The sequence below is a fragment of the Brevibacterium sediminis genome (genome assembly GCF_013623905.1).
In the GTDB taxonomy this organism is placed as follows: Bacteria; Actinomycetota; Actinomycetes; order Actinomycetales; family Brevibacteriaceae; genus Brevibacterium; species Brevibacterium sediminis.
This window is the reverse complement of record NZ_JABKDD010000004.1, coordinates 129,034-144,118: the sequence shown is the minus strand read 5'-3', so window position 1 is coordinate 144,118 and position 15,085 is coordinate 129,034. Positions and strand designations below refer to the sequence as shown.

The 15,085-nt window shown below is 65.5% G+C and carries 14 protein-coding genes; 9 read left to right on the top strand and 5 right to left on the bottom strand.

All coding sequences use genetic code 11. The annotated features are described in order from the left end of the window. The first annotated feature begins 31 nt into the window (after positions 1-31). The 4 genes from purU (at position 32) to dapA (ending at position 4,217) form a co-directional block, all read left to right on the top strand. On the top strand, positions 32-886 hold the full coding sequence (purU, locus tag HK108_RS08295) for a formyltetrahydrofolate deformylase (RefSeq protein WP_092009573.1): 855 nt from the start codon (positions 32-34) through the stop codon (positions 884-886). A gap of 157 nt (positions 887-1,043) precedes the next feature. After that, on the top strand, positions 1,044-1,712 hold the full coding sequence (locus HK108_RS08290) for a GntR family transcriptional regulator (protein ID WP_139467727.1): 669 nt from the start codon (positions 1,044-1,046) through the stop codon (positions 1,710-1,712). Positions 1,713-1,857: 145 nt separating this feature from the next. Further along, positions 1,858-3,336, top strand: a complete 1,479-nt coding sequence (locus HK108_RS08285) for a flavin monoamine oxidase family protein (RefSeq protein WP_181271135.1) — start codon at positions 1,858-1,860, stop codon at positions 3,334-3,336. After that, positions 3,333-4,217 carry a 4-hydroxy-tetrahydrodipicolinate synthase gene (gene dapA / locus HK108_RS08280; RefSeq protein WP_181271134.1) on the top strand — a complete coding sequence of 295 codons (885 nt, stop codon included), beginning with the start codon at positions 3,333-3,335 and terminating at the stop codon, positions 4,215-4,217. Before HK108_RS08285 ends, dapA begins: the two co-directional genes overlap by 4 nt. A gap of 17 nt (positions 4,218-4,234) precedes the next feature. Here dapA and HK108_RS08275 read toward each other — a convergent pair whose 3' ends face one another. The 3 genes from HK108_RS08275 to HK108_RS08265 form a co-directional block, all read right to left on the bottom strand. Then, positions 4,235-5,224 carry an Ldh family oxidoreductase gene (locus tag HK108_RS08275; RefSeq protein ID WP_181271133.1) on the bottom strand — a complete coding sequence of 330 codons (990 nt, stop codon included), beginning with the start codon at positions 5,222-5,224 and terminating at the stop codon, positions 4,235-4,237. Positions 5,225-5,260: 36 nt separating this feature from the next. Further along, complete coding sequence (locus HK108_RS08270; RefSeq protein ID WP_139906524.1) at positions 5,261-6,184, bottom strand: IclR family transcriptional regulator; 924 nt, start codon at positions 6,182-6,184, stop codon at positions 5,261-5,263. Between the two features lie 102 nt (positions 6,185-6,286). Then, complete coding sequence (locus HK108_RS08265; protein ID WP_181271132.1) at positions 6,287-7,222, bottom strand: GNAT family N-acetyltransferase; 936 nt, start codon at positions 7,220-7,222, stop codon at positions 6,287-6,289. A gap of 281 nt (positions 7,223-7,503) precedes the next feature. Here HK108_RS08265 and HK108_RS08260 point away from each other — a divergent pair, with 281 nt between their 5' ends. The 3 genes from HK108_RS08260 to HK108_RS08250 are packed head-to-tail and all read left to right on the top strand — an operon-like array spanning position 7,504 to position 10,394. After that, complete coding sequence (locus tag HK108_RS08260) at positions 7,504-8,529, top strand: amino acid ABC transporter permease (RefSeq protein ID WP_181271131.1); 1,026 nt, start codon at positions 7,504-7,506, stop codon at positions 8,527-8,529. Beyond that, entirely contained in the window at positions 8,526-9,335 is an 810-nt protein-coding gene (locus HK108_RS08255; protein ID WP_181271130.1) for an amino acid ABC transporter ATP-binding protein, read from the top strand. Before HK108_RS08260 ends, HK108_RS08255 begins: the two co-directional genes overlap by 4 nt. A gap of 33 nt (positions 9,336-9,368) precedes the next feature. After that, positions 9,369-10,394: an ABC transporter substrate-binding protein gene (locus HK108_RS08250; RefSeq protein WP_181271129.1), complete on the top strand. Its 1,026-nt coding sequence runs from the start codon at positions 9,369-9,371 to the stop codon at positions 10,392-10,394. Between the two features lie 133 nt (positions 10,395-10,527). Here the strand turns inward: HK108_RS08250 and HK108_RS08245 are convergent, their stop codons facing one another. Both HK108_RS08245 and HK108_RS08240 read right to left on the bottom strand, forming a co-directional pair. Beyond that, positions 10,528-11,901, bottom strand: coding sequence for an NtaA/DmoA family FMN-dependent monooxygenase (locus HK108_RS08245; RefSeq protein ID WP_181271128.1), 1,374 nt, complete (start codon positions 11,899-11,901; stop codon positions 10,528-10,530). A 73-nt stretch (positions 11,902-11,974) separates the two neighbouring features. Next, entirely contained in the window at positions 11,975-13,270 is a 1,296-nt protein-coding gene (locus tag HK108_RS08240; RefSeq protein ID WP_181271127.1) for an LLM class flavin-dependent oxidoreductase, read from the bottom strand. Between the two features lie 347 nt (positions 13,271-13,617). Between HK108_RS08240 and HK108_RS08235 the strand changes: the two genes are divergently transcribed. Both HK108_RS08235 and HK108_RS08230 read left to right on the top strand, forming a co-directional pair. Beyond that, positions 13,618-14,187, top strand: a complete 570-nt coding sequence (locus HK108_RS08235) for a GNAT family N-acetyltransferase (protein WP_181271126.1) — start codon at positions 13,618-13,620, stop codon at positions 14,185-14,187. A gap of 129 nt (positions 14,188-14,316) precedes the next feature. Then, complete coding sequence (locus HK108_RS08230) at positions 14,317-14,910, top strand: dihydrofolate reductase family protein (protein WP_181271125.1); 594 nt, start codon at positions 14,317-14,319, stop codon at positions 14,908-14,910. Positions 14,911-15,085 lie beyond the last annotated feature (175 nt).

The following is a 15,085-nucleotide window of genomic DNA, read 5'->3' as shown; positions in this document are numbered from 1 at the left end:
GACCTTGCCCCACGGACAGAAGGACACGGACATGCAGGACTACATCTTCACTCTCGAATGCGCCGAGCGCCCCGGAATCACGCATGCCGTGACCGGTGCCCTGCTCACCCACGGCGGAGACATCAAGGAACTCAAACAGTTCGACGACCAGTCGACTCAGCAGTTGTTCCTGCGCATCGACTTCAGCGTCTCCGACGAGCCCGGCAATGGTGTCGAGGCTCTGCGGACCGACTTCGAAGCGATCGGCGAGGAGTTCGGCGCGACCTGGCAGCTGTGGCCGCAGGGGGAGAAGCGGCGGGTGCTCATCATGGTCTCGAAGTTCGAGCACTGCCTCAACGACCTGCTCTTCCGCGCCCGGGTCGGCGAACTGCCGATCGAGATCGCCGCGGTCGTCTCGAACCACCCCGACCACCGTGAGCTCGTCGAATGGCACCACATTCCCTTCTTCCGGATCCCCGTGACGAAGGAGACGAAGCCCGAGGCCGAGGCGAAGCTGCTCGAACTCGTCGACCGCTTCGAGGTCGACCTCGTGGTGCTCGCCCGTTATATGCAGATCCTCTCCGACGACCTCGCGCGCGAACTCACCGGACGCGCCATCAACATCCACCACTCGTTCCTGCCGTCGTTCAAGGGTGCGAAGCCCTACCACCAGGCATGGGAACGCGGAGTCAAGACCGTCGGGGCGACCGCGCACTTCGTCAACAGCGAACTCGACGAGGGTCCGATCATCGCTCAGCAGCTCGTCGAGGTCGACCATGCCTTCACTCCCGAGGACCTCGTGGCCGCCGGCCGCGATGCCGAATGCAAGGCGCTGTCCAACGCCGTGAAGTGGCACTGCGACGGCCGTGTGTTCCTCTCGGGCAAGAGGACGATCGTCCTGCGCTAGAACCGCTTTCGCGCCGACCGCTCAGGTTGCCGTCGCTGTACCGCGGTATGCGGCGAGCGGTCGACGGCAACCTGAGCGGTCGGCGTATCCACGGTGCCGAGGGGACGGAGGCCATGAAACCGCTGCATGCCGCCTCGGCGTGGATAGACTGTCGACTATGAGCGAGACCCAGACCGAGATCGGCCCGCGCATCGGCGACCAGGTGTTCGAAGCGCTGCAGGCGAGCATTCTCTCCGGCGAATATCGCAGCGGCGATCGACTGCGGATACGCCAGCTCGCGGCGTCCCTGGGTACGAGCGTCATGCCCGTGCGGGAGTCGCTGGCCCGGCTCGAGGAGGTCGGACTCGTCGAGACCAGCCCGCACCGCGGGGCCGTGGTCAAGGAATTCACCGCCGAGGAGCTGCTGCAGATCTATTCCGTGCGTCGCATCCTCGAGGTCGAAGCGACGGTCCAGGGCGCGCAGAAGCTCGACGGGGCGGGCCGGGCGCGGCTCGATGAGGAGTTCGCGGCGATGGAGGCGGCTCTCGACTCCGGCGATGCCTCGGAGTATCTCGACCACGACGAGGAGCTGCTCGCGACGATCTATTCTGCCTCGGGCAATCCCGTCCTCGTTGAGACGATCCGGACCCTGTGGCTGCGCTGCCGGGCGTACAAACTCGTCGGCGCCAGGCGGGAGATCGCGGCCGACGCCAAGGCGCCGCTGCTCAAGCACCAGCGCCGACTCATGGACGCCGTCGACGCCGGCGATCCGGGGGCGGCCGCCGAGGTGACCGAAGAGTCCTTCGACGACGCCGTCCGCCGCATCCGCGCCGGGTTGGGCGCTTGAAGGGCCGGCAAGTGCGGGCCTGAAGAAACTCCTGAAATCGGATGTGATCAAACACTTGCGGAAAAATGTGATCACATCCTATTCTGAGTGCAGTTGATCTGCGTGAAGGTGCGCGGACGCTCAGAGTAGAGAGGGGGTGCTCCCCATGAAAGATGCCGTCATCGTCGGCGGCGGACTCGCCGGACTGTCAGCAGCATGGCGACTGCGCAATTGGGATGTGACGCTGCTGGAATCGGGTTCCCGAGTCGGCGGTCGGATCCGTTCGGAGAACCGCGGACGCTATTTCCTCAACTGGGGCGGACACATGTTCGCCGGAGGCAAGACAGCGACGAATTCCCTTATCACCGAGACACAGACCCGCTCGTCGGAGATCCCCGGATCGCTGTCTGCGGTGTCGATGAACGGCAAGCTGCTCATTGACGGACCCGTCCAGTCGTATCCGTTCCGGATCCCGATGTCGTTGAAGGACCGCGCATCGATGATCAAGGCCGGGGTCAAGGTCTCCGCCGACGTCCTCCGCTACGCCAACGCCGTGCGACTGCGCCCGAACGAGAGCTCGGAGATGCGTCAGCAGAGGATCTACGACTTCGAGAACGACCGCTCGTTCGCCGACTATATCGGGGAACTGTCCGAAGACGCCGAGGCGATGTTCCGGCCGACGATCACCCGTTCGGCAGCCGACCCCGATGAACTCGCCGCCGGTGCCGGCATCGGCTACTTCAGCCTCGTGTGGAACATCGGGCAGGGTCTCAACCGCAGCATCGGCGGCGGGCCGTCCAACCTCGTCGAGTCGATCGCGGCTCCGCTGCAGGAGAACATCCAGCTGGATGCGAAAGTCTACGAGATCGTCCATAAGAAGGACCATGTCGTCGTCCGCTATCGGCAGGACGACATCGACCATGAGATCGAGGCCCTGTCCGTCGTGCTCGCCACTCCGGCGACCGTGGCCCATAAGATCGCCGTCGACCTGCAGGAGGATAAGCGCGAGGCGCTCGGGCAGATCGTCTACGGTCCCTATGTGTCCGCGGCGTTCCTCACCAACGAGACCGAACCTCAGCCCTGGGACCGGGCCTACGGGATCGCCACGCCGAAGCGCTCGTTCAACGTGGTGATGAACCAGGGCAACATCGTCCGCGGCACGGAATCGGAGCGTCAGCCGGGCGGAAGCATCATGACCTTCTCTCCGGCGAGCTTGGCTCGCAAGCTGCTCGACCAGGATGACAAGGACATCGTCGACACCTACATCGGCGACCTCGACGAGGTCCTGCCCGGGTTCGCCGGCATCGTCGAAGAGGCCCAGGTTCAGCGGTGGCGCACCGGCGCACCCTACTGCTTCCCGGGTCGCGGCAAACTTCAGCCGACACTCAACGCGCTTTCCGGGCGGGTGTTCCTCGCCGGCGACTACATGGGCACCTTGTACACGGAGACCGCCATCAGCTCCGGCTTCACTGCCGCACAAGAGGCGGCGAACATTCTCGTCACGGCGCGCCAGACCCGCCGGCACCACCCCGTCCAGCACCCCAACGAGAACGAACCGCCTCAGCATCAGGCGGGGACCGCCTCGGCGGGGGAGACGACGGACACCAACTCAGCATCGACCACCATCACTTCGGAGGCATCATGACAACCACCCTGCGCGGAGTCCTCACCGCACTGACCACCCCCTTTGACGCCGAGGAGAACATCGACTACGACGCCCTCGGGCGCGTCGTCGACCGTTCGATCGACGGCGGAGTCGACGGCCTCGTCGTCGGCGGCTCGACTGCGGAATTCGCCACGATGAGCGGGGACGAACGCCAGCAGATGCTCGAATTCGTCATCGAGCGCACCGCCGGGCGCGTGCCGATCGTCGCGCAGACGGGAGCCACCTCGACGCGGGAAGCCATCCGTCACTCCCAGGCGGCGCAGGCGGCCGGAGCCGATGTCCTCATGATCGTCACTCCTTACTACGAGCCTCTGACCTTGGCCGAGACCGTTGACTACATCAAGACCGTGGCCGCGGCCGTCGACATCGACGTCATGCTATACAACATCCCGGCCGCCACCGGCGTCAACCTCGACCCCGGCACAGTGAGGCAGCTCGCCGAGGATGTCGCGAACATCCGCTTCATCAAGGACTCGAGCGCGAACTGGGAACAGGCACTTCAGCTCATCCATCACCACAGCGACGTCATCTCCACCTTCATCGGCTGGGACAGCTACATCTACTCCGGCCTCGTCGAGGGAGCGGCCGGAATGGTCGCGGGGGCCGCGAACGTCCTGCCGTCCGAGATCGTGTCGGTGTCGACGAAGATCGCTGACGGCGACCTCCACGGGGCCCGCGAGGAGTGGCAGCGGCTCTACCCGGTCATCGACGCGATGATCTCAGAACCGTTCATCCAGGCGGTCAAGACCGGCCTCGAGCTGCGCGGCGTCCCCGTCGGTTCACCGAGGCGGCCCCTGGCCGACACCGATCCCGACGCCCGGGAACGGATCAAAGCGGCACTGGCCACCCTCGGCAGCTGAGCACAGGCACCGACCGCTCAACTACGGCTGCGAGTGATCAGCGCAGAGTGGAGTTCCTCCGGCAGCTTGACGACCTCGAGGCTGCGTTTGCGGCCGAAGTCGAAGCCGAACCGTGCATGCAGACGGTCAAGATGCTCGGCGACCCGCTGCGAATAGTCAGGGTCGAAAGCATCTGCCGCGATCGCGATGACGAACAGTCCCGTCGCCGGACTCTCCTGCCCCGAGTCGAAGGCGGGCGCGTCGACGGAGAAGCGGCCCCCGCCGTGGACGGCGAGGAGCTCGATCATGAGCGCGACATTGCTGCCCTTGACCCCGCCGAATGGCAGCAGGGAACCGGCAAGGGCGGCCTCGGCATCGTTCGTGGCCGCCCCGTCGGGTGCGAGCGCCCATCCGTCGGGGATCGTCTCTCCTCGATCGGCGGCGTCGCGGACGTTGACCCACGCGGTCGCACTGGTCGCCTGATCGAACATGCGCGGGCCATCGGAATGGGGAACGGCGAACGAGAACGGGTTCGTTCCGGTCGCCGATCCCGGTGCGCCGAACAGCGACATCAGCGCCGGTGAGTTGGCCCCGGCAAACGCCACCAGGCCTCGTTCGGCCAGTCGCGTCGTAAAGTGGCCGAGCTCTCCGGCGGTGAAGGCGTTGGCGATGTTGAGGACGGAGATGCCGAGCGTTGCGACAGACGAGGCGTAGTCGTCGAAGGCTGCGTCGAAGGCGAGCTGCGCGGTGCCGCGGTCGGCGTCGACGTGGTGTGCGGCGGGCAATTGGTTCGTCACCTTCGGCTGCGCCCGCCCGTTGATGCGGCCGGCCTCGAGGCCGTCGAGATAATCGCCGAGATGCGCCGTGCCTACAGCAGTCTTGCCCCGTCGCTCGGCCGCCACTGTCGCGTCCGCCAGAGACTGCGCCAGCGCTGGTGATCCGCCGGCCGCGGTGATCGCTGCGATGCACAGGTCACGCAGTTCGGGAATCGTCAGGGACACGGTCGCGGCGTCAGGAGTCTCCGGCATGCCCATCACGCTACCGGACGCCGACCGCTGCTCGTCTCAGAGGTCGCCGGAGTCCGGAGTGAGATCGGACTGGGAACTCAGCGCCTCGGCGATGGCCTTCGCCTCCCGGCGCAGCAGAGCGACGAGGCGTTCGACCCGGGAACCGGTGACACGGTCGGCGATCGAGGCGATCGACAGGGCCGCACGCGGTCGGGAGCCGCGGATACGCAGCGGAACCGCGACCGCCCACGACCCCTTGGCGAAGAGCCCCGGATTGTGGACGAAGCCGTCGATGCGGGCCTGATCGATGATGTCGCGCAGGTGCGGAACGGAGACCTTCGGATACCTCTCGGCGAGGATCTCGGCGTTGGCCTCGAACTGGGTGTCCACCTCGGCGGGGGAGAGCTCGGAGAGGATCGCCAGCGATCCGGCGCCGATGCCCAGCGGGTGGCGGTCGCCCACGGACAGGGCGTTGTTAAAGATCTCACCGAAACCTTCCTCGCGGCGGGCGCAGATCGAATAGCTGCCCGTGCGCAGGGTAAGGAAGACGGTGTCCTGACTGAGTTCGGCCAAGCGCATCAGACTCGACTCGGACTCCGTGACCAGGGGGTCCACCGATTTCTGGGCCAGCTGACCGAGGATCTGCGACTGCACGCCGAGGCGGTACCCGCCCTCTTCGAGGCGTTCGACGTAGCCCATGGCGATGAGCGCCTGGAGCATGCGGTGGACGCTGGCCTTCGGGCGGCCGCTGATCGAAGCGAGCTCGGACAGGCTCGCGCCCTCGCGCCGCTCCCCGGCGATGAGCCCGACGAGGTTGAGCAGGGTCAGCGCGCGTTGGATGCTCTGAGCGCCGGTGCCCGGTTCGAGGCTGTCGACGGCGTGGGCGACATTGAACGAAGCGGACCGACGCAGCAGCCGACCGCGCATCTTGATGCGATATTCCTCGCGGAGGTCCTCATTCGAATCGGCGCCGTTGTGCATGTCTCCATTATGGACCGTGCCGGTCGTGGGCGCGTTGGGTGAACGCGGTTGGGTTCGACCATAGATGCCGTTTCGGCGGGGGAGGAAGCTCGCTGCAGGTGATCATCCTGGTACGGCTCCGGCTCGTTCCCGTGCCGGAACCGCGAGGCCCCCATGCGAGAGCACGTCGAGCAGGCGGCCGATTGCCGCATGAGCGTCAGGGTAGTCGGACTCCGCCGCGACGGCGATCGGGTCGGCAACATCTGCGAGGACCGACACCGACCGGAGGGGGCTCCTCTGTTCGGCTCTCGACTCCGTCGCTTCCGACTCCGAGGGACGAATGCGGTGGGTGAGCACCACCGCGAGGAGTCGACGGGCATCACGAGTCTCCACGCGCCAGACATCGAAAAGGTCGCTTTCGGTCGAGCTGCCCGAATTCTGCTCCGACATCCGCTCCGAGCGCTGAGTCATCGTCGGGTCGGAGGTGATGCGACTCCGGAAGTGCAGAGCGCTCCTCCGCGCGGCATCGTTCGAGAGCCTGACCGCGACTCCTTCCGGATCGTCGAGTCGATAGCGGAAGACCGCCAACGGACCCCCGCCCGAGGACGGCAGGGCTTCCCGCTCGGGCACCCGATCGAAGCCGAGAGAGTGGTAGAGACGCTGTGACCGGAAGTTGTGCGGGCCGGTGTCGAGGACCAGGGCGTGAGCACCCCAATCGCGAGCCCTTGTGATCGCTTCGCGCATGAGATCCAGACCCACACCCGATTGGCGCGCGGACGGCAGGACCGCGAGCAGTCGCAGCTCGGCCTCGCCCTCGGACGCCTGACGGCTCAGCGCAGAATCCGCTCGCAGAAGACTGGCGGTGCCGATGATCATGTCGGAATCGTCGACCGCGACGAGGAGGTCACCGCCGGCCGCGCGGGCCTCGGCGTCCATGAGCAGCGCCAGGCGTTCGGGCGTCGGCTCACCGCGTTCGGAGGAACCGTGTCCGAAGCCTTCGTAGGTGACGCGGCCGACCAGTCGAAACTCATCCGGATGCGCAGTGCGTATGAGAACCATGACAGTACGATAGATCGTCTGATCGTTGAGCAGTTCCTTTGTGACTCTTCATGACTCTGCGCGTCGACAGAAGGCTCCGATCGCGATTCATTCCCGCGCTCGCGCACCAAAATGCTTAGTTTATCGACTTCCCTGACGGAGTGTGACATTGTGGCGCGGCCGGTTCCCCCTCACCATGTGATCATCACATAGTCCGCTTAATTGTTGAGCAATATCTCGCAAGGACGCAGGCAGAAGATCAGTGTCGACCCACAGAACAGACCGAGGAAGGTGGCCATGCCATGACACAAGTGACGATCGAACGGTCCGCAGAGATCGAGACCGAGGAGCCGACGGAGCCGCTCAAGGTCGTCCGCGTCCGCCACTGGGGGAGGTGGGCGGTCTCCGCAGTCATCATCCTCCTCATCGCGCAGTTCCTCTGGTCCCTCGTCGCGAACGAGAAATACGGGTGGGGGACCTTCGGGGAGTACTTCTTCAGCGACGCGGTTCTCGACGGTCTGCTCATGACCCTGTGGCTGACGGTCATCTCCATCGTCGGAGGCTTCATCATCGGCACGGTCCTCGCGGTCTTCCGTCTTTCGAGCTCGACTCTGCTCAATGCCGTCGCTTGGTGGTACATCTGGTTCTTCCGCTCGGTGCCGATCCTCGTCCAGGTCCTCGTCTGGTACAACCTGGGCTACCTCTATCCGCGCCTCGGCCTCGGCACGCCCTTCACGGACGACTTCTGGATCTTCTCGTTCCCGACGACCTCGCTGCTCACCGCCTTTGCGGCCGTCGCCATCGGACTCACCCTGCACCAGGCCGCCTACTCCGCCGAGATCATCCGGGGCGGCATCGTCTCGGTCGATGCCGGTCAGACCCATGCGGCGGCCGCGCTCGGACTGCCGCGACGCGTGCGGTTCTTCAGGATCATCCTGCCGCAGGCGGCGCGGTCGATCCTCCCCGCAGGCTTCAACGAGATCGTCGGACAGGTCAAGGGCACCTCAGTCGCCTTCATCGTGGCCCTGCCCGAACTCTTCTATAGCGTCCAGGTGATCTACGGCCGCAACCAACAGATCATTCCCCTGCTGCTCGTCGCCGTGGTCTGGTACGCCATCATCACCACCGTGCTCTCGGTGGTTCAGTACTACGTCGAGCGGCGCTTCTCGAGAGGCACCGTCGACCTGCCTCCCACACCCATCTACCGTGCGAAGAAGCAGATCACGGATCTGTGGCACCGCCTCGGTGAGGAAGACGGAAAGGCCTCGCCGGCCGTGACCTCACAGACTGACACCGTGACCTCATACACCGACAAGGAGTCCGTATGACCATCATCGATTCGAATCGACCCGATCCCGTCGACGACGCGGCGCCCACTGTCGGCAAAGTCGAGATCAGCCACTTGACGAAGTACTACGGGGCGAACAGAGTGCTCGACGACGTGAGCCTGACCGTGGAACCCGGCGAGGTCGTCTCCATCGTCGGCCCGTCCGGGTCAGGGAAGTCGACGCTGCTGCGCACCATCAACCACCTCGAGACCTTCGACGCCGGCAGCGTCACCGTCGACGGCCGCTACATCGGATACGAACGCCGCGGCGACACCCTCCACGAACTGCGCGAAGCCGAAGTGCTCAAGCGACGGGCGCAGGTGGGGCTCGTCTTCCAGAACTTCAATCTGTTCCCCAACCTCACTGCCCGGGAGAACATCACGATCGCACCGGTCTCGCTCAAACGTCTCAGCCAGGTCGAGGCCGACCAGCGTGCCATGGCACTGCTGCAGCGGGTCGGTCTCCACGATTCAGAGAAGTATCCTGCTCAGCTCTCAGGAGGGCAGCAGCAGCGCGTAGCCATCGCCCGTGCGCTCGCGCTCGATCCGAAGGTCCTGCTCTTCGACGAGCCGACCTCGGCATTGGATCCGGAACTCGTCGCCGAGGTGCTCGACGTCATCCGAGACCTGGCGACTGTGGGCACGACGCTCATCATCGTCACCCATGAGATCGGGTTCGCCCGCGAGGTCTCCGACCGCGTCGTCTTCGTCGAAGACGGCCGCATCATCGAGATCGGCCCACCCGAGCAGGTTCTGCGCAACCCCATCAACCCCCGCACGAGGGACTTCATCGGTCGAGTGCTCTGACCCGCCGACCAACACACCGAAAGAGAGAAGACAATGGCAGCTATCAGCAAGAAGCAGGGCGGACTGCTCGCGGCAGTGGTCGTCGTGCTCGCACTCATCGCAGGGGGAGTCATCGCCCTCGTCAATGTCCGCGGATCCGAAGCGAGCGCGGAGCCGGGGACGGAGGATTCCGTTGCGGCCTCGAGCGAATTCGACCTCAGCAGCAAGAACGCCGACGGTAGGCCCCACATCGATCCCGTCCCCGAGGCGGTCGCGGCCCTGAAGAAGAGCGGTTTCACACCTGTCAGGGATGGCAAGCTCACCGTGGTGGGCACCGGCCAGGCCGGCGGTGCACCGCTGGGCGTGCTCGCCAGCGATGACAACAAGACGCGGATCGGTGTCGAAGCGGACTTCGCCCAGCTCATCGCCGAGGGCCTCGGCCTCGACTACCAGCAGGCCGTGACCTCCTGGGCCGATTGGCCCTTGGGTATCCAGTCAGGCAAATACGATCTCGTCACGTCGAATGTCACCGTCACCGATGAGCGCAAGAGGCTCTACGACTTCTCCAGCTATCGGACCGATCTGCTCGGCTTCTACGTGAAGTCGGACAGCCCGATCGACTCGATCAAGGACGCTGATGACGCGTCGGGCCTCAAGATCATCGTCAGCTCGGGAACGAACCAGGAGCAGGTGCTGCTCACATGGAACAAGAGGCTCGAGAAGGAGGGCAAGGATCCGGCGGAACTCGTCTACTACGATGACGACTCCGCGGCCACTCTGGCCATCCAGTCCGGCCGCGCAGATGCGACCTTCGGTCCCAACCCCACAGGTGCGTTCAAGGCGGCGGTCAATGGCGAGACCAAGTGGGTCGGCACCCTCAACGGAGGATGGCCGAAGCATGCGGACATCGCCGCGGCGACGAAGAAGGGCAATGGGCTCATCACGCCGGTGAACATCGTCCTCAACCATGCGATCGAGAACGGACAGTACGCAGAGATCCTCAAACGCTGGGGTCTCGAGGACGAAGCGGTCGAGAAATCGGTGATCAACCCTCCGGGACTTCCTGAATCGGAGAGCTGACCGACAGTTCACCGCCTCACAGCTGAGGGCCGCTGCGGAATGTCCGCAGGGGCCCTCAGCTGCGCGACCGAGAACCGGTGCCCTAGCCCCCAGGCGCGTGAACCGGTGTCCTGTCCTCGGGAGCAGAAGCCGCTCAGGCGTAGATCGCTGGGGTCGTGCTGCCTCGCTCGGGTACGGGGATCCCAAGGTTCGAGCGCAGAGTCGTACCGTCGTAGTCCTCCCGGAGCGAACCGCGCTCCTGGAGCAGCGGGACGACGGAATCGACGAACTCGTCGAGGCCCGACGGCACCACGGAATTGCCGACGACGAACCCGTCGGACGCGTCCTCCTGGACGAAGTCGTCGAGGGCCTGCGCCACCTCGGCGGGGGTGCCGACGAAATCCGACCGGCCGCGGGTGGCGATGAAGACATCGCGCAGCCCCAGCCCTCCATGAGCCTGGGAGTACTCGCGCAGCTGTGCCACGTCGGTGTTCCTGTCCGTGTGATAGGTGCGTCCGTTGACGAAACGGCCCGACTCGAGGTCGGGCTCGACCGGTGGGATCTCGGACTCGAGGTCGAAGTCACTGAGGTCGCGGTTCCAGATCTGCTCGGCGAGGACCCGCACAGTCTTGGGTGTGAAGGTCTGCTGACGGATCTCGGCTTCCTTCTCACGCGCCTCGGCGGTGGAATCCGCGAGGACGAAGTTCACGCTGGGGACGATCTTGACGTCACCGCGCTGCCTGCCCCATTTCACGACCCGCTTGTTGATGTCGGCATGGAAGGCGGCGGCCGCCTCACGATCGCGGAACGGGCTGAAGATGAGGTCGGCATTCGCTGCGGCGAAGTTCCGGCCGTCGGGCGAGACCCCGGCCTGGACGATGACCGGACGGCCCTGGGGGCTGCGCGGGACGGTGAATCGGCCCGAGATGTCGAACTGCTGGCCGTGATGCTCGAATGCACCGACCGAAGCGTCGCGGATGAACGTGCCGCTCGCTTTGTCGGCGACGATCGCGTCCTCGGGCCAGGAGTCCCAGAGCTCCTTGACGGTGCGGACCGTCTCCTCGGCGCGCTGATAGCGCTGGTCGCGATCGAGGTAGCCGCCCTTGCGGAAGTTCGCGCCGGTGAAGGCGTCGAATGAGGTCACGACGTTCCATCCGGCTCGTCCGCCGGAGAGGTGGTCGAGGCTGGCGAATTCGCGGGCGAGCTCGAAGGGCTCGTTGAACGTCGAATTGATGGTGCCGACCAGTCCGATGTGCTCGGTGACCGCGGCGATCGAGGCAAGCACCGGAAGCGTGTCCGGTCGGCCCACGATGTCATGGTCGAAGAAGTCGTCGCCGTGCTGTCGCACGGCCAGGCCCTCGGCGAGGAAGAAGTAGTCGAACTTTCCTCGCTCAGCGGTTTGCGCGACGTGTCTGAATGTGTCGAATTCGATCTGGCTGCCAGCGCCCGGGGCCTCCCACAGTGTGTGTTCGTTGACGCCGCCCACATAGGCGGCGAGGATGATCTGCTTCTTGTTCGGGTCTGTCATGGCTGCTTCCTCACGAGTCGGTGATGCTGTGTTCGGCTTGTCGTTCGGCGTCGGGATGTCATCGGTCGGTACCTCACAGCGCCGAGGCGGGGGCAGGGGAGTTCTGACCGGTTTCCCCGGCGTACCGGCTGGGCGGGGCGGCAGGCAGTCCCACCAGCTCGCGCAGCGATGCGTCCTGCGGATATGTGCTTCTGGTCAAGCCTCTGTCGCGCAGTTCCGGTGCGAGCTGGTTGGCGATGAGAGGCAGATCATCGGTGAGCACTCCCGGGCGCAGACGGACCCCGTCATATCCGGCCGCGGCCAGTTCCTCGACGACATCGGCGACCTCGGATGCGGATCCGACGACGATCCGTGCCTCCGTAGCCTCGGCGAGGGGGCGGCCGAGGGAGTCAAGCCGCTCCAGCCTCACGGCGGCGGACTCGTCCGGGCCGGTGCTGTTCGGGTCGGCGCCTCCCACCTCGGTGCCGTTCGAGTCCGAAGCATCGAGGAGGACGACGAGGTCGGCGATGACCTTGAGCTCGTCGCCCTCGCGCCGCACCTCGGCCTCGGCGGTCCTGACCGCCGAGAGGATCTCGGCCGCATTGTCCGCGGTTGGGGTGACGAACACGAGATCGGTCGCCCGCGCCGCGAATCGATACGGAGTGCCGGCGTGCGCGAGCGCGGCGACGACAGGCTGACCCTGCGGCGACCTCGGCGTGATCGACGGACCGCGGATGCTGAAGGTGCTGGCCTCGAAGTCGATCGTGTGCAGCTTGTCGGCGTCGATGAAACGGTCGGTGGCGACATCTCGGATCTCCGCGTCATCCTCCCAGCTGTCCCACAGTCGACGGATCGCATCGACCTCCTCGGCTGCCTGCTCGAACTTCGCGCCGACCTCGGTGACAGAGAGCTCTGCCGGTCCGCTTGAGGAGGAATCCACGGTCGGTGCATCGTGTCGTCCTATGTGCGAGTACTCTTCGGCCCTGGACGCCACCCGGGCTTGGACGCCGGCTCGGCCCGAACTCGTGAAGTCGAGGGTCGCAATCGCCTTGGAGACGTGAAACGGTTCCGTCAGCGTCGTGTTCACCACGGGAATCAGGCCGATGTGGTCCGTCACGGGAGCCACGCGGGAGGCGATGAGTCGGGCGTCGAGGCGGCCGCGCACCTCGTCGGTGGCCGTGTCCGGGCCGCGGCGGTCCGAGGACTGCAGAGCGAAGTTGTCCTCGAATGTGACGAAGTCGAGGCCGCCCTCCTCCGCTTCCCGGACCCGATCGAGCCAGTAGTCGGGACTGTAGAGCCGGTCGGGCTGTGAGCTCGGCTCACGCCACGCTGCCGGGTGCCAACCTGCGCCGTCGAGCGCGGCGGCGACGATGATCCGATGGTCCGCCATGATGATGCTCCTTCTGTCGTTTCTCCGATGAGTCCGTCCGATGGGTTCGTCCGTCTGACGGTCCGTCCGTGCGATGAACGGATGAAGCGGTGTCGGGATGAGCTGTCTGGAACGGTAGTCTCGGCGCTCAGCCGGGACGCTCGGGCCGCCGCCGAACGACGCACGGAGTCATCCGGGTGCGCTCATATGACGGCGTGGGTCGATGTGTGACGGGCGACCGAGTGCGCAACGGTGTGCAGGAAGAAGATGGAAAGTGTGACCGATTCGATCGGAAGAATGCCGTACCGGCGGGAAGAAGCGAGAGGCGCGCAGCGTTCCCCTCGGATCACGTGTGGAAGGACGTTCAAATGAGCACATCGCCCAGTGTCGATGAGAATCGTACGGCTGCGGAGCCGGTTGCCGAACCGATTGTCGAGTCGACCGCCGCAGAGCAGATCTTCGTGCGGGCGGCCTACGACGACCCGCTCGGCGCGCCTCTGCTGGAGGACCTCGAACGCGAATACGACCGTCGCTACGGCGATGTCCATAAGGAACCGGCGGTGACCGAGATCCTGCGATACCCGCCTGATGCGTTCGCCCCTCCCACCGGAGCCTTCATTCTGCTGCTCGAGGGCGAGACACCGATCTCCGGCGGCGCGTTCATGCGCTATGACGACACCACGGCAGAGTTCAAACGCATCTGGACCGATGCGGACCGCCGCGGTCACGGGCTCGCCGGTCGTGTGCTTGTCGAACTCGAAACAGAAGCGGTTCGCTTGGGATATTCTCGGATCTACCTCACGACCGGTCCCCGGCAGCCCGAGGCGGTGAGGCTCTATCTGCGCAACGGCTACACGCCGCTCTTCGACCTCTCGCTCACATCCGAAGAGATCGGCATCCACCCGTTCGAGAAGGACCTCGGCACCGCTCCTCATTGACGCCTTCCGAACGTGAACCCCTGGCGGCCACGGCCGCCGAGGCGCACACTGGAGGCACCGCGCCGAGTGAGATCCCACCGCGACACCAGGCCGCGCCCTGCTCGGCTGCCCGCTCAGTGAGGAGCGACCATGTCCGCGACCTACACCTTCGATGTCTTCATGAGCCTCGACGGGTTCGCCTCGATCATCCCCGAAGGCGACTGGGGAGGCTACTGGGGCAAACAGGGCCCCGAACTGCTCGACCACCGGCTGCGAACCTACAGCGACGGCTGCCGTGTGGTCCTCGGTGCGACGACCTTCCGCGAATTCGCCGCCATGCTCGCCGCCGCTGACGAGTTCCCCGATGTGCTCGACCCCTGGGTGACGGCCATGAGACAGAGCCCGACCACAGTCGTCTCGACCACTCTGGACGAGCCGCTCGATTGGCCCGATGCCACCATCGCCCGTGGCGATGCCGCCGATGTGGTCGCTGCGCTGAAGGACGAATCAGATGTGCCGATCCGCTCACACGGATCTCTGTCGATGAACAGAGCGCTCATGGTCGCCGGACTCGTCGACCGAGTCCAAGTCACCGTCTACCCCGTCATCACAGGTCAGACCGGGGCCCAGCCGGTCTTCGCCGGAGCCGCGGATTTCGACCTCGACCTCCTCGAATCGACGCTGCTCGACGGAAGCATTCACGAACTCGTCTACCGACCGAGACTGCACACCCGGGCCGACTGACACCGCACCGATCCCCCACTGCCGCCTGCGACGAGTCGAGGGCCGCCTCGGCGAGCTGACCTGGGACGATCCACCTTCCCGGAAAATGTGCCCGGAGTTCGGGATCCATTTGTGGTCGACTCACAATCGAGCGCCTTGAAGTCTGGGCCGACTCACGAAGCATCCTCACTGTGGC